The sequence below is a fragment of the Streptomyces sp. NPDC054813 genome, from assembly GCF_053611365.1.
In genome coordinates, this window is record NZ_JBSHAF010000037.1 from 32,800 (window position 1) to 53,458 (window position 20,659).

A 20,659-nucleotide genomic window follows, 5' to 3' on the forward strand; every position below is an offset into this window, starting at 1 on the left:
CACGCAGACCGTCCGGCGCCCATACCGGCGACTCGTGTCGCTTCACCGGGGCGGCCGGGAACCGGCCCCGTTCGCTACGCCTGTGCGGTGTTTGATCGCAGGTGCTCGCGCAGCCAGTGCTCGGTGTTGCTGACGTGCAGCAGGGCCGCGGCCTGGCTCACTGCGGCGTCGCGGGTGCGGAGGGCGTTGTAGATCGCCTCGTGTTCGGCGAGGGTCCGTCCGGCGGACTGGTCGTCCAACTGGCCCCGCCAGATCCGGGCACGCAGGGTACGGCCCGAGATGCCTTCGAGCAGGGTGAGCAGGCTCTCGTTGCCAGTGGCCGCCACGACCGAGCGGTGGAAGGCCGCGTCGTGGACGTTGAGCCGCTCCACGTCCTCGCTCGCCTCCCGCATCGCGTCCAAGTGGCCCTTGACCTCCGCCAGTTGGTCGTCGGTGATCCTTGCGGCGGCCAGCCCGGTGGCGAGCGGTTCGAGCAGCCGCCGGACCTCCATGAGATCCAGCAGGGCGCCGGTGTCGCTCTGGAGGAGCTCCACCGCGCCGCCGAGTCCCTCCAGCAGCAGGCTGGGCTGGAGGCTGGTCACGTACGTGCCGTCGCCTCGCCGTACCTCGAGCACCCGGGCGACGGCCAGTGCCTTGACCGCCTCGCGGGCGAGGTTGCGGGAGAGGCCCAGCTGCGCGGCGAGCTCCGGCTCCGGGGGCAGTTTCGCGCCCGGCGGCAGTGCGCCGGAGCGGATGAGCTCACGGATCTGCCCGATGGCCCTGTCTGTCAGGGACAACGTGAGCTCCTTCCGTGAGCGCGCCGTGCGGTCCGGTGCGCGAGTGACCGGGGCGGCGCGTCAAGTGTGGCGCCGATGATACCGGGGAGGCCGTGGAGGGTCCGCCGTCGGTGTGTGCCTCCGCCACATGGGGCGTGGCGGGCCGTCGATGAAGCAGCTTCCGACCCCGAAACATTCTATGTTTGCCGGTGGATAAATGGCAGCGGAGTACGTATATCGGTACAAAATTGCAGATGAGAGGCTGTTTTCATCCCTGCACGCCCGTTGACATGGTGAGGACACATGGCGGACCTTCTTCCGTAACGGCCGGCGCAACGGATGGTGGCCGTCGCGCCGGTCCCACCTCTCCCGTCTGCCTCCGTCCGTCACAGGGATGGCCCATGCCAAGTTCGATCAACCGACGTCAGTTCCTGGCCGGTGCCACCTGCGTGGCCGCCGCAGCCGTCGCGGGGGGAGTGTTCGGCGCCGGCACCGCGCAGGCCGCCCCCAGCACCTACACACCCGCATGGAGTTCGGTGAACCAGCACCCGCCCGCCCCCGAGTGGTTCCAGGACGCCAAGTTCGGCATCTACTTCCACTGGGGCGTCTTCAGCGTCCCCGCCTACGACAGCGAGTGGTACCCCCGCAACATGTACATCGGCGGGAGCAACGCCAACACGCACCACATCGCGACCTACGGCGACCCCTCCGTGTGGCCGTACCACAACTTCATCAACGGAGCGAACGACAAGGCGGGCAACTTCAACCAGTTCGCGCCCAGACTCAAGTCCGCCGGAGGGAACTTCGACCCCGACGAGTGGGCCCAGCTGTTCGTCGACGCCGGAGCGAAGTTCGCGGGACCGGTCGCGGAGCACCACGACGGATACTCCATGTGGGACTCCCAGGTCAACGAGTGGAACTCGGTCGCCAAGGGCCCCAAGCTCGACCTGCTGAACCTGTTCACCACGGCGATCCGCGCCAAGAACCTGAAGCTGCTGGTGGCGATGCACCACGCCTACCACTTCAACGGCTTCTACGACCACGTGCCCGCCCAGACCGACCCCAGCCTGAAGAAGCTCTACGGGCAACTGGGCGCCACCGCGGAGAACCAGCTCTGGTACGACAAGCTCAAGGAGGTCGTCGACCGCGCCCGGCCCGACATCCTCTGGCAGGACTTCAAGCTGGACGCCGTCGACGAGACGCAGCGCCTGAACTTCCTGTCGTACTACTACAACCAGGCCAACTCCTGGGGCAAAGAGGTCGTCGCCACCTACAAGGACGGGTTCAACGGCCACGGCGAGGTCTTCGACTACGAGCGCGGCGGCCCGGCGGACCTGACCGCGCCGTACTGGCTCACCGACGACAGCATCTCCAGCTCCAGTTGGTGCTATACCCAGGGCATCGGTTACTACAGCACCCAGCAGATGCTGCACTCCCTGATCGACCGGGTCAGCAAGAACGGCAACATGCTGCTGAACATCGCGCCGATGGCCGACGGCACGATCCCTCAGGCGCAGAAGGACGTTCTGCTCGGCATCGGCGACTACCTCAAGCGCTTCGGAGAGTCGCTCTACGCGACCCGGGCGTGGACGGAGTACGGCGAGGGCCCGACCCGGATGGGCGGCGGCGCGTTCACCGCCCCGCTCGTCGGCACCGCGCAGGACATCCGCTTCACCCGCGACAAGGCGGGCACCGTGCTGTACGCCACCGTCCTGGGCTGGCCCGGCAGTTCACTGAAGATCAAGACCCTGAGCTCGGACCGCATCAGCCTGTCCTCGCTCACCTCGGTGAAGCTGCTCGACTCGACGGCCGGCACCTACATCAGCCTGGCCGCACCGACGCAGGACTCCTCCGGGCTGACGGTGACGCTGCCCTCCTCGGCGCCGTTCACCGTGGGCGCCTACGTCCTCAAGCTCAGCTTCTCCGGCCCGATCCCCCCGCTGCGGCCGGCGGCCGGTGCCGTCGTCTACCAGGACGTCAACTACTCCGCGAACCACGCGGTGCTCGACCGGGGCACCTACACGGCGGACCAGCTGGCGCTGGCCGGGCTGGACGCCCGGAGCATCTCCTCCCTGAGGCTGGCGCCCGGGAACCAGATCGTCGCCTACAGCGGCGACAACTTCACCGGCACCTCCTGGACCTTCACCGCCGACAACCCCGACCTCAGGGGCACCGGCCAGAACGACCAGATCACCTCCCTGAAGGTGCAGTTCGATCCGTCCGCCTACTTCCGCATCGCCAACGTCACCGACGGTCTGGCCCTGGACAGCGGCGGGAACGTCGCCTCGGGGTCCAACCTGAAGCAGTACACGTGGGACGGCAGCCCCAACCTCCAGTGGCAGCTCGTGGAGGTCGGCGGCGGCTACTACAAGCTGGTCAACCGGACCAACGGCATGGTCGCCGACGGCTGGGGTGCCACGTCCGACGGCTCCGCGGCCCGGCAGGCGGCGTGGAACGGCAACAACAACCAGCAGTGGACGGTCACCCACCGCGGCGAAGGCATGTGCACCATCGCCAACCGGGCCACCGGACTGGTCCTGGACGGCGGTGGCAGCGTGGCCTCCGGCTCCGTCACCAAGCAGTGGACCTACGGCAGCAGCACCAACCTCCTGTGGACCTTCACCGCCCAGTGACAGGGCCGAGAGACCGGTGAACCGAGGGGATGCCCGGGCGGAGAACCGCCCGGGCATCCCCTCGCTCGCTGTGCCGGCGCTGCGGGCACTCCCGTCTCCCACCCCGGATCACGGCACCGGCAGGAACGCCGTGGACTCCAGGTACTCCCGCAGCCACTGCTCGGTATTGCTGACGTGCACCAGTGCCACGGCGTGGCTCAGAACGGCGTCACGCGCGGCCAGGGCCGCATAGATCGCCTCGTGCTCCGCGAGAGTACGGGCCGCCGCGCGGGTGTCCACCAGACCACGCCAGATCCTGGCGCGCAGAGTGCGGCCAGAGATGCCCTCCAGCAGGGTGATCAGCGTTTCGTTGCCGGTGACGTCCACGATGGCGCGGTGGAACGCCACATCGTGTGCGTTGAGCCGCTCCACGTCGTCGCGCGCCGCGCGCATGGCGTCCAGATGCCGCTTCACCTCGGCCAGTCCGTCGTCCGACAGCCGGGCGACGGCCAGGGCGGTGGCGGCGGGCTCGAGCAGCTGCCGCACCTCCATGAGGTCCAGCACGGCACCGGGATCGCCCTGGAGCAGTTCCACCGCGCCACCGACGCCCTCGAGGAGCAGGCTCGGCTGCAGGCTCGTGACATACGTGCCGTCGCCGCGCCGGATCTCCAGCACGCGCGCCACGGCCAGCGCCTTGACCGCCTCACGCGCGAGGTTGCGGGAGAGCCCGAGCTGGGCTGCCAGCTCGGGCTCCGGGGGCAGCTTCGTGCCCGGAGGCAGCGCCCCGGACGCGATGAGGTCGCGGATCTGGCTGATCGCCTTGGCGGTCAGGGACACGGTCAGCTCCTCTCGCCGGGCGCCGGAACGCCCGCCGGAGTGCCGGGCGCCGGAACGGGCGCGCCGTCCGCGAAGGGTGTGTCGGGGCGGAGGAGTCCTCGGTCGCGCAGGTCGTGCCAGAGGTCCTGGGGGATCCGCTGCTGGTGCAGTCGCGCGTTGCGCCGGACCTGTTCGGGGTCGCGCATGCCGAGGGTGACGTTGATGACGCCGGGGTGGGTGAGGGGGAAGGCGATGGCGGCGGCGGGCAGGGTGGTGCCGTGGGTCTCGCAGACGTCGGCGATGGCACGGGCACGGTCGACGAGTTCGGGCGGGGCGGCCCGGTAGTCGTACTTCATGCCCTCGGTGGGCCGGTCTCGCGAGAGCAGGCCGGAGTTGAAGACGCCGACGGCGACGACGGCCTTGCCGTGTTCCCGAGCGGCGGGCAGGACGTCGTCCAGCGCCGACTGGTCGAGCAGGGTGTAGCGGCCGGCCAGCATCACCACGTCGGCGGCGGTCTCGCTCAGGAAGCGGGCGAGCATGGCGGACTGGTTCATGCCTGCGCCGATCGCGCCGATGACGCCTTGGTCGCGCAGCTCGGCGAGGGTGGGCATGGCTTCGTCCGCTGCCTGTCGCCAGTGGTCGTCGGGGTCGTGGAGGTAGACGATGTCGAGGCGGTCCAGGCCGGTGCGGGCGAGGGTGTCGTCGAGGGAGCGCAGGATGCCGTCGCGGCTGAAGTCCCACTGGCGGCGCAGGTCGTCGCGGACGACGAAGCCTTCGGTGTCGACCCCGCGGGGGTTCTCGTTGGGGACCAGGAGGCGGCCGGCTTTGGAGGAGACGACGTACTGGTCACGGGCGCGGGTGCGCAGGACGGCGCCCAGGCGGCGTTCGGACAGGCCCAGGCCGTAGTGCGGGGCGGTGTCGAAGTAGCGGATGCCCGCGTCCCAGGCCGTGTCGAGGGCGGCGGCCGCGTCCTCGGCGGTGGTGGTGCGGTAGAGGTTGCCGATGACGGAGGCGCCGAAGCCGAGCTCGGTGACCTCGACGGCGGTGGTGGGGATCGTACGGCGGCGCAAGGGGTGCTCCTGGGAGGGTCGTTCAGCGTCGGACGTGTGCCGTGGCGCCCTCGAGGAGCGCCTCGACCTCGTCGAGGGTGGCCATGGAGACGTCACCGGGCGTGGTCATGGTGAGGGCACCGTGCGCGGTGCCGTAGGCGAGGGCGCGTTCCAGGCCCGCACCGGTGAGCAGGCCGTAGACGAGGCCCGCGGCGAAGCCGTCGCCGGAGCCGATGCGGTCCAGGACGTGCAGACCGGGCATGCGGGGGCCGCTGACCAGCCCGGTCTCGGGTGACCAGGCCAGCGAGGTCCAGTCGTTGACCCCGGCCGAGGGCACCGTGCGCAGGGTCGTCGCCAGCACCGTCGCCTGCGGCAGCTGGGACGCGACCGCGGTGAGCGCGTCGGTTACCTCGTCGTCGGTCAGCCGCACGGCGCCCGGGCGCGCGCCCGCGAGTCCGAGCGCACCCACGACGACGTCGGCGTGCCGGGCCAGGCGCCAGTCGGTCTCGCGGGCCCGGTCGGCCCCGCCCCGGCCGTCCCAGAGGCTGGGCCGGTAGTTGGGGTCGTAGGAGACGGTGACGCCGTGGCGGAGGGCGGCCGCCATGGCCTCGTCGGCGACGTCGGCGGTGGTGTCGGACAGTCCGGCGAAGATGCCGCCGGTGTGGAACCAGCGCACTCCGGCCGAGAACACCGCGTCCCAGTCGACGTCCCCCTTGCGCAGCTGGGAGACGGCCGTGTTCCCGCGGTCGCTCACGCCCAGCGCGCCGCGGATGCCGAAGCCGCGCTCCACGAAGTTCAGGCCGTTGCGGGCCGTGCGCCCCATGCCGTCCGCCGCGACCCAGCGGATGTGCGAGGTGTCGACGCCGCCCTGGAGGATCAGGTCCTCCACGAGCCGGCCGACCGCGTTGTCGGCGAGGGCGGTGACGACGGCGGTGCGCAGGCCGAAGCAGCGGCGCAGTCCGCGTACGACGTTGTACTCGCCGCCGCCCTCCCAGACCTGGAAGGTGCGGGCGGTGCGGATCCTGCCCTCGCCGGGGTCGAAGCGCAGCATGACCTCGCCCAGGGCGATCACGTCGGTCACGGTGCCGTCCTGTCCACTGCCTCGGCGGTCAGCCGGCGGATCTCGTCGTACGCGCCGCGTTCGAGGTGGCCTGGGGTGGCGATCCAGCTTCCGCCCACGGCGAGGACCGACGGATGGGCGAGATAGGTGGGCAGCTGGTCAGGGCCGATGCCGCCGGTCGGAACGAAGCGCGCCTGCGGGAAGGGCGCCGCGAGCGCGCGGAGCATGCCGGTGCCGCCGAGCGGTTCGGCGGGGAACAGCTTGACCGTGTCGAGGCCCGCCTTCAACGCGCGCATCAACTCGGTCGCCGTCGCCACGCCCGGCGCGATCGGAACCCCCAACTCACGTGCTTTGTCGATGACGTCGTCGTCGAAGCCGGGCGAGACGAGGAAGCGGGCCCCTGCCGCGACGGCCCGTTCCGCCTGCTCGGCCGTGAGCACGGTGCCGACGCCGACGGTCAGAGCGCCGTGCGCCGTCATCGCCTTCACGACCCGCTCGGCGTCCGGCGTGCGGAAGGTGACCTCCGCGCAGCGGGCGCCGCCCGCCGCGAGCGCGTCGGCCAGCGGGCCGGCACTCGCGACGGACGGCACGGTGAGTACGGGCAGGAGACGCGTCCCCGCCAGTACGGAGGCCAGGTCGGCGGTCATCGGCCCAGCCATCCGCCGTCGACGGGCAGGGTGGTGCCGTGGATGTAGTCGGAGGCGGGGGAGGCGAGGAAGACGGTGGCGCCGGCGAGGTCGTCGGCGGTACCCCAGCGTCCGGCGGGGATGCGCTCCAGGATGGCCTTGCTGCGGGCCGGGTCGTCCCGGAGGGCCTGGGTGTTGTCGGTGGCGATGTAGCCGGGGGCGATGGCGTTGACGTTGACGCCGTGCGGCGCCCACTCGTTGGCCAGCGCCTTGGTCAGTCCGGCGATGCCGTGCTTGGCGGCGGTGTAGCCGGGGACGGTGATGCCGCCCTGGTAGCTGAGCAGGGAGGCGGTGAAGACGACCTTGCCGTGTCCACGGGCCACCATGGTGGCGCCCACGGCCCGGGTGAGCGCGAACTGCGCGGTGAGGTTGACCTGCAGCACCAACTCCCAGTCGGCGTCGCTGTGCTGGGCGGCAGGCGTGCGGCGGATGGTGCCCGCGTTGTTGATGAGGATGTCCACCGGGCGCTCGCGCCCGGCGAGGTCGTCGCCCAGGGCGCGTACGGCGGCGGGGTCGGCGAAGTCGGTGCGGATCGCCTCGAACGAGCGCCCGGCAGCCAGGACGTCCTTCTCCACCTGGCTGCCGGACTCCTCCAGGTGGGCGCTGACGCCGATCACGTCGGCGCCGGCCTGGGCGAGCGCGCGGGCCATCGCCTGGCCGATGCCGCGGCGGGCGCCGGTGACGACGGCGAGCTTCCCGGTGAGGTCGAAGGGGCTCATACGGCGGCTCCCCGGGTGCCGTCGGTGCAGTCCACGAGGATCTTCATCACGTCTCCGCCGCTCTCCAGCGCCTCGAAGGCGGCCGGCGCCTCGGTCAGCGGCACGATCTTGGTGATCAGACGCTGGGCGGGGATCGTGCCGTCGGCGACCAGGGCGACGGCTCGCTCGAAGTCGCCGCGGTCGTACAACCGGGCCCCGACGAGGGTGAGTTCACGCCAGAAGAAGCGGTGCAGGTTGATCTCCCGGGGTCGTGGGTGGATGGCGACCAGGCACAACCGGCCGCGTACGCCGAGGACGTCGACGGCGGTGTCCACGCCGCCCGCCGCACCGGAGACCTCGAAGGCGACGTCCGCTCCCGCCTCGCCCGTCCACCGCTGGATGAGTCCGGTGACGTCGGCGGCGGCCGGGTCCCAGGTGCTCAGGCCCAACTCCTCGGCGAGCAGCCTGCGGTGGGCGTTGGGTTCGACCACGCGCACCTCGGCGCCGGCGGCACGCGCGACCAGGGCGATGAGGATGCCGACGGGTCCGCCGCCGACCACGACGACCTTCTCGCCGTCCTTCACCGCCGCCCGGCCCACGTCGTGCACCGCGACCGCGGTCGGCTCGACGAGTGCGGCCTGGTCCAGGGGCAGGGTGGCGGGCAGCCGGATGAGGGTGGAGGCGGGCACGGTCCAGCGCTGCTGCATGGCGCCGGGGGAGTCGATGCCGATGAAGTCGAGGTGCTGGCAGATGTGCTGGTGACCGGCGCGGCAGGCGGGGCAGGTGCCGTCCCAGCGCAGCGGCATCACGGTCACCGCGTCGCCGGGCCGCCAGCCCTCGACGCCGGGCCCGACGCGGACGATCCGGCCCGCCATCTCGTGTCCCAGCACGGCGGGCGCGGCGACCCGGGCGTCCATGTCGCCGTGGAAGATGTGCAGGTCGGTGCCGCAGATGCCGACGTAGGCGGGGGCGAGTTCCACCTCGCCGGGGCCGGGCTCGGAGCCGGTGGCGGGCGCGGTGTCCAGGGTGCGGGCCGAGGTGTATCGGACGGCGAGAGTCATCGTGGGGTCAGGGTCCCTTCCGCGCGGACGCCGATGGTCAGCAGCAGGTTGGCGTAGGTACGGGTGTCGCCGGTGACGACGGCGAGGGCCAGGTCGGGGGAGCGGGCGGCGTCGTAGAACGCGAAGCGGTCGAGCGTATCGACGGGCACCGGCGCCAGTCGGGAGCGGTACTCGGCGATGGCCGCCGGCTCCGGCTCGCCCTCGGGCGGCACCATCACCTGCGCCGACTCCACGGGCAGGGCGCGCAGCAGCACGTCGAGGACGGTGGTGACGTCGAGGGTGCCGGGTGCCAGGTTGAGGTGGACGGTTCTGGCCCGTTCGCCGACGGCGGTGCTGGCGGGGTAGTGGCCGTCGGCGAGCAGGACTCGGGCGCCGTGCCCGGCTCCGGCGAGTGCTTCGAGGATGCCGGGGTGCAGCAGTTCGGTCAGCAGCACGCAGTCCTCTCCTTACGTGTTCTTCTCGTGGTCGGACAGCCGGTAGAAGGCGGTCGCCGTGTCGCAGAGCACCGCCTGCCGCTCGTGCGGTGAGCAGTCGTTCAGCAGTTGTTCGACGGTGGCGGCCCAGCGGGCCCAGCCTCCGGCGAGGACGCAGACGGGCCAGTCGGAGCCGAACATCAGCCGCTCGGGGCCGAAGGCGGCCAGGAGGGTGTCCCAGACCGGGCGGATGTCGTCGAGGGTCCACGTGTCGTGGTCGGCCTCGGTGATCAGTCCGGAGACCTTGCACCGCACCTGGGGGTGGCCCGCGAGCACGCGCACCTTGCGCACCCAGTCGGGGAACGTGGGCTGTCCGATGGGTGGTTTGCCCGCGTGGTCCAGCACGAGCGGGAGGTCCGGGAAGCGCTGGGCGAGGCGGATCGCCTGGTCGAACTGGTGGCTGCGGATGAGCACGTCGTAGCCGAGTCCGCGGTCCTGTACGGCGCGCAGGCCCCGCTCGACGGACGGCTGCTGCAGCCACTTGGGGTCGGGCTCGTCCTGCACCAGGTGGCGCAGGGCCCGCAGATACCCGCCCCCGTGCTGGGAGCGCAGTTCGTCGAGTACGTCGCCGATCCCGGGGGAGGTCAGGTCCGCCCAGCCGACCACCGCGCCGACCAGGGGGTCCTGGCCGGCGAGGTCGAGCAGTTCCGCCGTCTCCGCCACGGAGGCGACGCACTGCACGACCACCGTGCTCGTCAGCCGGCGTCCCGCCAGGAACCGGTCGGCGGCCCGTCGCAGGTCCTCGATGCCGTGGCTGCGGCGGATCGGCTCGTGGCCGGGTTCGTCGAGCCAGGCCTGGGGCATGCGGTCCAGGTCCCACACGTGGTGGTGGGCGTCGACCAGGGGCAGCGGTTCAGACACGGGCGGACCAGACCGGGCCGTCGGGGTAGCTGTACTCCTTGAGGGAGGCGGGGTGCATCTGCGCGCTCAGTCCGGGCAGCGTCGGGGCGAGGTAGTGGCCGTCGACGATGCGGACCGGGTCGACGAAGTGCTCGTGCAGGTGGTCGACGTACTCGATGACCCGGTCCTCGGTGGTGCCGGAGACGGCGACGTAGTCGAACATCGACAGGTGCTGCACCATCTCGCACAGGCCGACGCCGCCGGCGTGCGGGCAGACGGGCACGCCGAACTTCGCGGCCAGCAGCAGGATCGCGATGTTCTCGTTGACGCCGCCGACGCGGGCTGCGTCGATCTGCACGATGTCGACCGCGCCGGCCTGCAGCAACTGCTTGAACACGACGCGGTTGGCGATGTGTTCGCCGGTGGCGACCTTGATGGGACTGAGTGCCTTGCGGACGGCGGCGTGGCCGAGGATGTCGTCGGGGGAGGTGGGCTCCTCGATCCAGTACGGGTCGTAGGGGGCCAGGGCCCGCATCCAGTCGATGGCGGGCTGCACGTCCCATCTCTGGTTGGCGTCGACGGCGATCCGGATGTCCGGGCCGACGGTCTCGCGGGCGGTGCGCAGGCGCCGTATGTCGTCCTGCAGGTCGGCGCCCACCTTCAGCTTGATCTGCGTGAAGCCGTCCGCTACGGCCTCGCGGGACAGCCGGGCCAGCTTGTCGTCGGAGTAGCCGAGCCAGCCGGGGGTGGTGGTGTAGGCGGGGTAGCCCTGGTCGAGGAGGCGGGCGATGCGGTGCTCACGGCCGGGCTCGGCCCGGCGCAGGAGCTCGAGCGCCTCCTCGGGCGTGAGGGCGTCGGACAGCCAGCGGAAGTCGACCTGGGCGACCAGCTCCTCCGGCGGCATCTCGCCCAGGAGGCGCCACACCGGCTTGCCCGCCCGCTTGGCGGCGAGATCCCAGGCGGCGTTGACGACCGCTCCGGTAGCCATGTGGATGGCGCCCTTCTCCGGGCCCAGCCAGCGCAGTTGGGGGTCGTGGACCAGGGAGCGGGAGAAGGCGCCGAGGTCGGAGCAGACCTGGTCCACGGACAGGCCGACGACGTGCGGGGCGAGGGTGGCGATGGCGGCGGCCTGGGCGTCGTTGCCGCGTCCGGTGGTGAACGCCAGGGCGTGGCCCTCCAGCCCGTCGCCCGCGTCGGTGCGCAGGACCACGTAGGCGGCGGAGTAGTCGGGCTCGGGGTTCATGGCGTCCGAGCCGTCGAGGTGTTCGGAGGTCGGGAACCGCACGTCCAGGACGTCCAGGGCGATGATGCGGGCTGACCGGGGCACGGGGGAGGACATGGCGGCAACTCCTGTGAGGGGCAGGGGAGATGGGTCCCCCTGCGACGAGACGTGAACGCGGCGGAGGCAGGGCGGCCGGTGGGCCGTCCGGGTCACTCCTGGACCTTGCCGCCGGTGATGCGGGAGATGGCGAGGGCGACCAGGATGATCAGGCCGTTGAGGGCGCCGATCCACTGGGCGGGGACACCGGCCAGCGTGAGCACGTTCTGGATCATGAAGAGCAGCAGGATGCCGCAGAACGCGCCGAACATGGTGCCCTTGCCGCCGTTGAGGCTGATGCCTCCGATGACGGCGGCGGCGAAGACGGTGAAGATGTAGCCGTTGCCCTGCGCGGAGGCGACCGAGGCCAGGCGTCCGGAGAGCATGAGCCCGGCGAGGGCGGCGAGTACGCTTCCGGTGACGATGACGATCCACAGCACCCGGTCGGTCCGGATGCCGGCCGCTTTCGCGGCGTCGACGTTGCCGCCGATGGCGTACAGGGAGCGGCCGAAGCTGGTCCAGCCGAGCACCGCGATCGCGACGGCGAACAGGGCCAGGCAGATCCAGATGGAGGCGGGCATGCCGAACCATTCGGCGGTGCCGGTGTAGAGCATCGACTGCGGCAGCTGGAAGAAGGTCTGGCCGCCGGAGATGCCGGTGAGGATGCCGCGCAGCACGATCAGCATGCCGAGCGTGACGATGAAGCCGTTGAGGCCGAAGCGGATGATCAGTAGCGAGTTGATCACGCCGACGAGCGCGCCCACGGCGAGGGTGATGGGGATGGACCAGGCGCCGGGGAGCAGGCCGAGTCCGTGCCCGGCGCCGGCCGGGACGACCAGCCAGGCCGCGACGCCCGGGGCCAGGCCCATGGTGGACTCCAGGGACAGGTCCATTTTCTTGACGATCAGGATCATCGTCTGGGCGAGGACCAGCAGGGCCATCTCGGACATGGTCTGCAGGACGTTGATGAGGTTGTCGGCCTGCAGGAAGACCGGGTTGACGATCTGGCCGACGATCGCGATGACGACGATCGCCGGGACGAGCGCCAGGTCGCGCAGCCGCGCGAGGGGAATTCGGCCGCCGAGCAGCGCGGTGCGCCTCTGCTTGGGTTCCACGGCCTGGGCGGCGGCGTCCGCGAGGACGGTTTCAGGCATTGAGGTCCACTCCTTCCATCGCGGCCACGAGGTCGTGGTCGTGCCAGCCGCGTGGTATCTCCGTCGTGACCCGGCCCTGGAACATCACCAGGATCCGGTCGCACATGCGCAGGTCATCGAGTTCGTCGGAGGCGATGAGCACTCCGGTGCCGGACTCGGCGGTCTCCTCGACCTTGCCGAGGAGGAACTCCTTGGAGCGCACGTCCACGCCGGCGGTCGGGTTGATCAGGACCAGCAGGCGGGGGTCGTCGGCCAGTGCGCGCGCCATGACGACCTTCTGCTGGTTGCCGCCGGACAGGGCGGAGACGGGCAGTTGCGGTCCGGGGGTCTTGATGGCCAGGTTCTCGATCATGCCCTCGGCCAGCCGGTCGCGCCGCCCGCGGCTGAGGAAGCCGCTCTTGCCGAGCCGTTTTGGTACGGACAGGGTCGCGTTGTCGGCGATCGACATGTCGGGCACGAAACCCTGGAGGTGCCGGTCCTGCGGGACGAACCCGGCGCCGGCCGCGAGCGCGTCGGGCACGCTGCCCGGCCGGGGCCGGCGCCCGGCGATCTCCAGGTCCCCGGTCGCGGCGGCGCGCAGTCCTACGACGGTCTCGGCGACCTCCGTACGTCCGCTGGCGGCGGCGCCCGCGAGGCCGACGATCTCCCCGGCGCCCACCTGGAAGGTGACGTCGGTGTAGGTGTCGTCGCTGCCCAGGCCGTGCACCGACAGCGCGGGCACGGTGCTCTCGTCCAGGCTGCCGACGCGCTCCTGGCGCCGGTCTGCCGCGGCCTCACCGGTCATGGCGGCGACCAGCTCCGTGCGGGGCAGTTCCGCGACCGGCGCGGTCACGATGTGCGCCGCGTCGCGGAACACCGTCACCATGTCGCAGATCTCGTAGACCTCCTGAAGGTGGTGACTGATGAACAGGAAGGTCACGCCCTGGCGTTGCAGGTCGCGGATGCGGTCGAAGAGCCGGTTGATCGCCGCCGCGTCGAGCTGCGCGGTGGGTTCGTCGAGGATGATGAACCGGGCCCCGAAGGACAGCGCCCGGGCGATCTCGACGAACTGCCGCTGCTCGACGCTGAGGTCGCCGGCCGGGGACTGCGGGTCGACGTCCACCGACCAGGCCGACAGCAGCTCCTGGGCCCGGCGGCGTACGCCGGTCCAGCTGATGAGCAGGTGGGGGCCGTGGTGGTGCCGGTTCAGGAAGAGGTTCTCGGCGACGGTCAGCGTGGGGATGATCGTCGACTTCTGGTAGACGCACGCAACGCGCCGGCGCCAGGCGTCGCGGTCGCTGAGCCGTGGTGCGGGGTGGCCGCCGAAGGTGACCGTCCCCTCGTCGGGGGCGTGCAGCCCCGTCAGGACGGACACGAGGGTCGACTTGCCGGCCCCGTTGCGGCCGACGAGTGCGTGGGTCTCGCCGGACCTGATGGTGATCCGGGCGCCGTTCAGGGCCACCGTCGGACCGAATCGTTTGACTATGCCCGTCGCCTCGACGACGGGCGGGGCCGCGGGGGCCCGCCCGTCGTCCGCCGGGGCGGGCGCGGGGGTGACAGTACGCTCCCCGTCGCTCATCTCAACCGCCTTGTTCTGGGTAGCCGTTGGGTCCCTGACCGGGCAGGTCAGCCGAGGTGGTTGCCCCACAGCGACGTGTCGTCGCTCTTGACGCTGGGGACGCCGCCGTAGGTGCCGCCGTCGACGGTGACCAGGGGAGCGGAGAGCTGGTCCTCCAGCAGACCGTCACGGACCTGGATGATCGTGCTGTCGTGGTCGGTCTTGCCCGGCTTGAACGTCTTCCCGTCGATCGCGGCCTTGAGGTAGTACAGGGCGTACTTGGCATACAGGTCGGCGGGCTGGGAGACGGTGGCGTCGATCTTGCCGGCGGCGATGTCCTTGAGCTCCTCGGGGATGCCGTCGTTGGACACGACGAAGACGTGTTTCTTGTCCTTCGGATCCACCAGCAGGCCCTTCTGCTTGAGCACCTGCAGCGTGCCGGACAGGGCGAAACTGGACTCCATGTAGACACCCTTGACGTCCGGGTTGGCGGTCAGGTCCGTCTGCAGCTTCTGCGCGGCGACCGCGCCGTCCCAGTTCGTGGCCTCGCCGAGCACCTTGATGCCGGGGTAGCTCTTCTTCATGCAGTCGTTGAACGCCTCGGTGCGGTCACGGCCGTTGATCGAGTCGAGGCCGCCCTCCAGCATGACGACCTTGCCCTGGCCGCCGAGCTTCGTGCCGAGGAACTGGCAGGCCTTCTCGCCGTAGGCGCGGTTGTCGGCCCGCACCACCATGAACACCTTGCCGCTGTCCGGGCGGGTGTCGACGGTGACGACGGGGATCTTCTTCGCCTCCAGCTGGGCCAGGGTCGGCGCGATGGCGGCGGTGTCCTGCGGCGCCATCGCGATGCCCTTGACGCCCTGGCTGATGAACGTCTGCGCGTTGGCGGTGAGCTTGGCGACGTCGTTCTGGGAGTTGGTGGTCTTCAGGGACAGGCCGAGCTGCTTCGCGAAGTCGGGCGTGTACTTGATGTACGAGTTCCAGAAGTCGGTGTCGGACCGCGGGTAGTCGACGCCCACGAGCGGCATGTCGCCCGACGAGGCGGAGGTGCCGGAGCCGCTGCTGCACGCGCTGAGCAGCGTCAGTGCGCAGACGACGGACGCGGTGGAGCTGAGTGCGGTTCTGATTCTCATGGGTACTTCCTCGCGCTGGTCCCGGAGCGGGGTTGTTACGCCGGTGCGACGATTGGGTGTCGCTGACAGATAGATGGGATGTTTATAGAGTGGGCTCGACGGGGTTGTCTAGAGGTAGGGAGGACAGGCGGGAGAATTCCGCCAGAACGCTCGACTGGAGGTCCTTGTCATGGGATGTCGATGACAGATCCATCCCATCAATGTTGTGAACCTGTGATGGGATGTCTCTTGCACCTGGATCGCGCGGCGGCCGTGGCGGTGCGCGCCCGCGGTGCGTGGCTGCGCCCCCGTCAGAGCGCGTCCGTGTGCCCCGGGGTGACCAGTGGATGCCCGTCCGGGACGTCACATGTCCGAGCGGGCCGCCTCAAGGCTGATGACGTCGGCGTCGAGGTCGTCGATGGCCTGGACGAGGTCGCCTAACTTGGACCTGGCCCGTGCCGTCCGCGCCGGGCGGGCCGCTGGACGGACTGCTGCTCGACATCACCGGCTGGAGGCCGGAGGAGATCGGCGACGGTGTCTCCCTCCTCACGGAGCTCGGGCAGTTCGGCCCCGGGGGCCGGGCGCTGTACGACCCGCGCCCCGGCGACCCGGCCCGCTGGGACTGGGGCGGGGACAGCTCCTGAACACCCGCACCCGGTCGGGTGAGGACCCACTCCGGCGGCACTCTCCTCGACCGCCGTGGCGCCCGTGAAAATCCCTGCGGCGCGTCGCGACGGGCATGCGGCTTCGTCACTGCGGCAGGCCGGCCTCGGCTGCCCGGCGGAAGACATCCCCGCACGTGGGTGCCCGTATCGGCGCGTGTTCGGCGAGGACGAGCAGTGCGTGGCGGAGTTCAGTGCCTAGCTGGGTGAGCCGGTGGCCGTACTGCCCGCCCGTGTAGATGTGCAGGCGGAAGAGGTTGACGGCGTGTCCGTCACGGTCGTCGGCGAAGGTGTCCGGGAGTCCGGCGAGCAGTTCGTAGTCGCGCTTGCCGGTCGCCGCGTCGGCCACGGCTTTGAGGGACAGGGCATCTAATTCTGTGGCGGATAGTGAAGTGTCAACCGCTACGGCATGGGCCGCGAGGGCCGCGAAGGTCTCGATCAGCCGCTCGCCTGCGCCGTCGATCAGATGTGAGACGGAGATGTGAAGGTCGAGCTCGTCCGCGTGGGCCCGAGAAGAGGCTGTCCAGAGGATGGCTCCGGCCGCGGGGGTCATGCGGGCCGCTTCGGGCCTGAGGGCATGGACGCTGTAAGAGAGTGCGGCAGGCACGGGCCCTCACGGCCGCCGGTGCCCGCCGCGTCACCCGCGTCTCCGGCGGTTACCCCTCCGACAGCGGGGTGACCGCGATCTGGTCGATCACCGGAGCGTACGGGGACCGCTGGTCGTACTGGTTGTAGGTGTCACCGTCGAAGTCGGGCAGCTCCTCAGCCGTGAAGGTGAGACGGTTGGTCCCCTGCTTCAGCGTCACCGGGACGGTCAACTCACGGAAGGCGTTGAAGTGAAAGGTGGTCGGGAACAGCACCCGCCACGCCGGTCCGCCGTTGACCGAGAGGTCGGCGTGGCGGGTGATCGGATCGGGGTTGTAGTGCGTGACGGGCGCCTGTTCGGCGTTGGAGTAGCGGATGGTCACCGCGTGCCGTCCGTACCGCTTGGCGAAGACGTCGACGGTGAGGGCGTTGGCTTTGCCGTCTCCGATGCCGGTGACCGCCTTGCCGCCGCTGGCGAACGTGTACGCGTCGGTGACCTTGGCGGCCCCGCTCGGCGTGCCGTCCTCAGCCTGGTACACCTTCGTCACCAGCGTGCCGCTGGAGGGTGCGACCCGCAGTCGGTCCAGCACGAGTCCGTGGGAGGAACCGGTCACGGTAATCTTGTTGATACCTCCGGACAGGAACGCCCGCACCACGTCCGTGCCCTTGTTCCCGGCGCCCGCCCGGGCAACGTCGAGCCTCTCGCCGTTGAGGGAGACCGCCGCCCGGCCGTCGCCGAGGCGGTCGAGGGAGAGGGCCGCCTCACCGTCGGTGGGGGAGTGGACCCAGAAGGTCGCGGACGCGCCCTTGGGCAGCGGTACCGCGCCCGGTCCCGAAGCACCCCGGTACGTGTAGTGCGGCCGGGTCCCGGCGAGGGTGGCGTACTCGGCCTCGTAGATCGCAGGACCGGCCGCGTTCTCGTCGCGCAGCGACAGGTCGATCTTGTCGATGATCGCGTCGCCCTTGGTGACGCCCAGGTCCGCGTCCTGTGCCGCCAGCGTGATCCGGTGCCGGCCGGCGGTCAGCTTCACGGTGGTGTCGGTGTGTCCCCAGACCACCCACTTGTAGCCGAGCGGCAGGAGCAGCTCCTGCGGGTGCGTGCCGTCGACGCGGAGGAAGACGTTGGTGGGACCCTGCTCCTTCACCAGGTCGTACAGGTTGTAGGAGTTGGCGAAGACGCTGAGGTCGTACGTGCCGTCCTGCGGAACGTCGACGTCGAAGGCGAGCACGCCGTCGGATCCGGTGCGCAGACCGCCGACGTTGTAGGCGCCGCTGGTCGCGAACTTGCCGACGTCCGAGGGCGTGCCCTCGGGCCCGTTCCTGGAGTAACCCTTGCCGGTGTACGTGGCGTTCTCCGCCTCGTACGTTCCCCGCCAGCCGACCGAGGGGTGGGTCTGCGTCCCGCCATGGCCGCCGGGGGAGAGGATGACCTGGTACGCGGACATCTCGTTCATGCCGGTCATCGGCAGCGTCACCGTGCCGTCCTCGCCGACCGCGACCTCCTGGTCCGCGAGCCGCAGCGGCTGGGCCGAGTCGCCGACCTGCCCGGTCCACGGGATCTCCTGCACGGTGGCGTGCACCGTCGAGCCGAACAGCCTGGGGTCGATGTTCTCGAAGACGACATCCGCGTCGCCGCTCTTGCCGCCGAAGAGGGCCCGGGACTGTTTCTTCTTCTCGTCGAGCGTGGCTATGCCCTGGAGGGTGTACTGCTGGTTGGGGTGCGGGGTGGTCACCTGCACGGTGTGCCCGGACATCTGGCCGTAGGCGTTGAACAGCCACCACTGGCCGTTGGCCCGGTTGGCGTCGACGGCGGAGTCGTTGAGGTTGCCGTCGATGTTCCAGTACGCCAGGTCGGCGTCGATCTTGGACTCCTCGATGGCGGAGACCCACTGGACGACCTGGCCGGGCACGGAGAGGTGGTAGTTATGGCCGTACTCGTTGACGTTGATCGGCAGCGGACCGATCCCCGCCTCCTGCTCCCACTGCCGGTACCTGGCCACGCTCGTGCGGACCGCGGCGGGGCTGGACAGCTCGTGCCAGGTCATCACGTCCGGGACGACGTCGTTGGCCTTGGTGTACTGCAGAAAGCCTTTGACCTGGTCGAAGAGGAGAGAGGTGTTCGGGCCCGCGATCCGGGCGTCCGGGTCCTCGTCCTTGATGAGGTGGTAGACCTCTTTCCACGCCGCGAAGAAGTACTGCGGGTCGTTAAGCCAGGACACGTTGTTGTAGCTCCATGTGCCCGAGCCGAACATGTTCCCCTCCGGCTCGTTGAAGGGAACGTAGACGACGTGGTCCTTGTAGCCGCCCATCGTCTTGACCTGCGCGACCTGCTTCTTGATCTTCTCCTTGAAGTCCGCGAGCCGCTCGGGGCCGCTGTCGCCCGGCCACTGGTACGGGAACCCGCGGTAGATGTCGGTCATGTAGATGTAGACGTCCTTGCCGCCCGAGTCCACGAACCGCGGCAGGACTTCCAGCGCGTCCGCCCCCGGGTGCTGGGGGCCGTCCTGCGCCTTGGTGGACACGGTGCGCAGGTGCATGCCCTCGATGAGGTTGCGGCTCGGTGCCCCGTCACCGTAGATCCCGTACAGCGAGCCGGCTGCGCCGCCGTGGAAGGCGCCGGTGTCGGTGGCCAGATCGATGACGAGCCGTTCCGTATCCGCGGCGTGAGCGGTGCCGGCGGAAGGGGCGGCGAGCAGGGTGGCCAGGACCGCTGTCATCGCGGCACCGGCGCCCGTCGTTCTCTTTCGTCGCACTGAGATCTCCGTGGTTTCCCTGGGGGTTCGGGCGCTGGACTGACGGATCGAACCGGTTCGATACGGCCGAGGTGCAGGACCCAGGTCATGTTGCGCGGGAGTCTGGGCCGGGTCGAACCGGTTCGAGGGAAGCTAGCACCGCAAAATTCCACCAGCAATACCTCCGACACGGGCAGTTACTGAAGCTCCCCATGGATTTCGTACCCATTACGAGAAGTGCGGCGAGAGGTGTTGACAGTCGCTGGGGTTGTTCCTACGTTCACTTCACGCGAACCGGTTCGATAGCTGGTTCGCTACATCGAACCGGTTCGATCCTTCCAAGGAGTGCTCGTGAACATCGGTGAGATCGCCCGGCGGGCCGGTGTCTCGCGGAGCACTGTGTCCTACGCGCTGAGCGGCAAGCGCGCGGTGTCGGAGGACACCCGCCGAAAGATCCAGCACGTCATCGACGAGCTGGGCTACCGGCCCAACGCCAGTGCGCGTGCCCTGGCCAACGGCCGGACCAACACGATCGGCCTGGTCTTTCCGCCGGCCGGCAACCACTACACCGGTATGCAACTCGACTTCATCGGCAGTGTGGTGGAGGCGGCTGCGGCTCAGGACTACGACGTGCTGCTGTCTCCCAGTGGCGTCGACAGCGACCGCTCGTTCCAGCGGCTGCTGGGGGAGCGGCGGGTCGACGGCGCGATCCTGATGGAGATCAGACTGGAGGACGACCGGGTCGATCACCTGGCCGCCCTCGGTTTCCCCTCCGTCGCCATCGGCCGGACGGCGCATCCCGAAGGCACCTGGTGGGTCGGCCTGGACCACACCGCGCTGGCAGGGGCGTGCGTCCATCACCTCGCGGACCTCGGCCACCGCAGGGTCGCCTTCGTCAACCGTCCCGAGCAGTTGCTGCGGGCCGGATACGAGTCAGCGCACCGCGGGCTTGACGGCTTCACCAAGGCCGCGGCCGAGCGCGGGCTCACCGTTCGGACGTACTGCTGCGGGGACGACGCCGCGTCCGGCCAAGCGTGCCTGGAACAGATCCTGCACGACGACCCGGCCGCCACGGCCCTGGTCACCCTCAACGAGGCCGCGCTCGGCGGCCTGTACCGCGGACTGGCTCAGGCCGGCCGTCATGTACCGCGCGACTTCTCCGTCACCGGAGTCGTGGCAGGCCGGTGGGCGGAGACGGTGACCCCGCAGCTCACCGCGGCGGACGTACCGGCGGAGGAGATGGGCCGACACGCCGTCGACCTTCTCGTCGAGCGGCTCGACCACCCCGACGCGCCGCCCCGACACCACCTGCTCGCGCCGCCCATCTCGCTACGTGCCAGCACGGGGCCCGGCCCCGGCACACGGTCCATCGACGCCCCCTGACGTCGGCCATCAGCACCACTTTCTGACCACGGAGCGCGGGCCGCGTCCGACCCCCTCACCGTATGCACCGCTCGCCGTGGCTGTTCGGCATGCCCGCTTCCCCCCTCGTCACCCTCCCTCGGCACA

General features: G+C 70.3%; 18 protein-coding genes. 3 read left to right on the forward strand and 15 right to left on the reverse strand.

Features of this window, described 5'->3' with window-relative positions:
• Positions 1 to 74 precede the first annotated feature (74 nt).
• Positions 75 to 776: a FadR/GntR family transcriptional regulator gene (locus tag ACWGJB_RS45110; RefSeq protein ID WP_453385848.1), complete on the reverse strand. Its 702-nt coding sequence runs from the start codon at positions 774 to 776 to the stop codon at positions 75 to 77.
• Between the two features lie 380 nt (positions 777 to 1,156).
• On the opposite strand from ACWGJB_RS45110, the gene ACWGJB_RS45115 reads away from it, so the two are divergent.
• The gene (locus ACWGJB_RS45115) at positions 1,157 to 3,388 is read left to right on the forward strand and encodes an alpha-L-fucosidase (protein ID WP_453385849.1); all 2,232 of its coding nucleotides are present in this window, start codon (positions 1,157 to 1,159) and stop codon (positions 3,386 to 3,388) included.
• 108 nt (positions 3,389 to 3,496) lie between these two features.
• Here ACWGJB_RS45115 and ACWGJB_RS45120 read toward each other — a convergent pair whose 3' ends face one another.
• The 12 genes from ACWGJB_RS45120 to ACWGJB_RS45175 form a co-directional block, all read right to left on the reverse strand.
• Positions 3,497 to 4,204, reverse strand: coding sequence for a FadR/GntR family transcriptional regulator (locus tag ACWGJB_RS45120; protein WP_453385850.1), 708 nt, complete (start codon positions 4,202 to 4,204; stop codon positions 3,497 to 3,499).
• A gap of 2 nt (positions 4,205 to 4,206) precedes the next feature.
• Complete coding sequence (locus tag ACWGJB_RS45125; RefSeq protein WP_453385851.1) at positions 4,207 to 5,253, reverse strand: aldo/keto reductase; 1,047 nt, start codon at positions 5,251 to 5,253, stop codon at positions 4,207 to 4,209.
• A 22-nt stretch (positions 5,254 to 5,275) separates the two neighbouring features.
• Entirely contained in the window at positions 5,276 to 6,313 is a 1,038-nt protein-coding gene (locus tag ACWGJB_RS45130; protein ID WP_453385852.1) for a PfkB family carbohydrate kinase, read from the reverse strand.
• A complete protein-coding gene (locus ACWGJB_RS45135) occupies positions 6,310 to 6,939 on the reverse strand; it encodes a bifunctional 4-hydroxy-2-oxoglutarate aldolase/2-dehydro-3-deoxy-phosphogluconate aldolase (RefSeq protein ID WP_453385853.1) in 630 nt (209 codons plus the stop codon). The genes ACWGJB_RS45130 and ACWGJB_RS45135 overlap by 4 nt, the downstream gene beginning before the upstream one ends.
• Positions 6,936 to 7,697: a 2-dehydro-3-deoxy-D-gluconate 5-dehydrogenase KduD gene (gene kduD, locus ACWGJB_RS45140; protein ID WP_453385854.1), complete on the reverse strand. Its 762-nt coding sequence runs from the start codon at positions 7,695 to 7,697 to the stop codon at positions 6,936 to 6,938. Before kduD ends, ACWGJB_RS45135 begins: the two co-directional genes overlap by 4 nt.
• Positions 7,694 to 8,737: a zinc-dependent alcohol dehydrogenase gene (locus ACWGJB_RS45145; RefSeq protein ID WP_453385855.1), complete on the reverse strand. Its 1,044-nt coding sequence runs from the start codon at positions 8,735 to 8,737 to the stop codon at positions 7,694 to 7,696. The genes kduD and ACWGJB_RS45145 overlap by 4 nt, the downstream gene beginning before the upstream one ends.
• The gene (locus tag ACWGJB_RS45150) at positions 8,734 to 9,171 is read right to left on the reverse strand and encodes an RbsD/FucU family protein (RefSeq protein ID WP_453385856.1); all 438 of its coding nucleotides are present in this window, start codon (positions 9,169 to 9,171) and stop codon (positions 8,734 to 8,736) included. The genes ACWGJB_RS45145 and ACWGJB_RS45150 overlap by 4 nt, the downstream gene beginning before the upstream one ends.
• A 12-nt stretch (positions 9,172 to 9,183) precedes the next feature.
• On the reverse strand, positions 9,184 to 10,071 hold the full coding sequence (locus ACWGJB_RS45155) for an amidohydrolase family protein (RefSeq protein WP_453385857.1): 888 nt from the start codon (positions 10,069 to 10,071) through the stop codon (positions 9,184 to 9,186).
• On the reverse strand, positions 10,064 to 11,389 hold the full coding sequence (locus tag ACWGJB_RS45160) for an L-fuconate dehydratase (RefSeq protein ID WP_453385858.1): 1,326 nt from the start codon (positions 11,387 to 11,389) through the stop codon (positions 10,064 to 10,066). The genes ACWGJB_RS45155 and ACWGJB_RS45160 overlap by 8 nt, the downstream gene beginning before the upstream one ends.
• 92 nt (positions 11,390 to 11,481) lie before the next feature.
• Positions 11,482 to 12,522, reverse strand: a complete 1,041-nt coding sequence (locus ACWGJB_RS45165; protein ID WP_453385859.1) for an ABC transporter permease — start codon at positions 12,520 to 12,522, stop codon at positions 11,482 to 11,484.
• The gene (locus tag ACWGJB_RS45170; protein WP_453385860.1) at positions 12,515 to 14,080 is read right to left on the reverse strand and encodes a sugar ABC transporter ATP-binding protein; all 1,566 of its coding nucleotides are present in this window, start codon (positions 14,078 to 14,080) and stop codon (positions 12,515 to 12,517) included. The genes ACWGJB_RS45165 and ACWGJB_RS45170 overlap by 8 nt, the downstream gene beginning before the upstream one ends.
• Positions 14,081 to 14,127: 47 nt before the next feature.
• A complete protein-coding gene (locus ACWGJB_RS45175) occupies positions 14,128 to 15,192 on the reverse strand; it encodes a sugar ABC transporter substrate-binding protein (RefSeq protein ID WP_453385861.1) in 1,065 nt (354 codons plus the stop codon).
• Positions 15,193 to 15,626: 434 nt separating this feature from the next.
• Between ACWGJB_RS45175 and ACWGJB_RS45180 the strand changes: the two genes are divergently transcribed.
• A complete protein-coding gene (locus ACWGJB_RS45180) occupies positions 15,627 to 15,815 on the forward strand; it encodes a hypothetical protein (protein ID WP_453385887.1) in 189 nt (62 codons plus the stop codon).
• Between the two features lie 106 nt (positions 15,816 to 15,921).
• On the opposite strand, the gene ACWGJB_RS45185 is transcribed toward ACWGJB_RS45180, so the two are convergent.
• Together ACWGJB_RS45185 and ACWGJB_RS45190 are read right to left on the reverse strand one after the other, a co-directional pair.
• Entirely contained in the window at positions 15,922 to 16,386 is a 465-nt protein-coding gene (locus tag ACWGJB_RS45185; RefSeq protein ID WP_453385862.1) for a hypothetical protein, read from the reverse strand.
• A 103-nt stretch (positions 16,387 to 16,489) separates the two neighbouring features.
• A complete protein-coding gene (locus ACWGJB_RS45190; RefSeq protein WP_453385885.1) occupies positions 16,490 to 19,135 on the reverse strand; it encodes a cellulosome protein in 2,646 nt (881 codons plus the stop codon).
• 366 nt (positions 19,136 to 19,501) lie between these two features.
• Between ACWGJB_RS45190 and ACWGJB_RS45195 the strand changes: the two genes are divergently transcribed.
• Positions 19,502 to 20,533, forward strand: a complete 1,032-nt coding sequence (locus tag ACWGJB_RS45195) for a LacI family DNA-binding transcriptional regulator (RefSeq protein ID WP_453385863.1) — start codon at positions 19,502 to 19,504, stop codon at positions 20,531 to 20,533.
• Positions 20,534 to 20,659 lie beyond the last annotated feature (126 nt).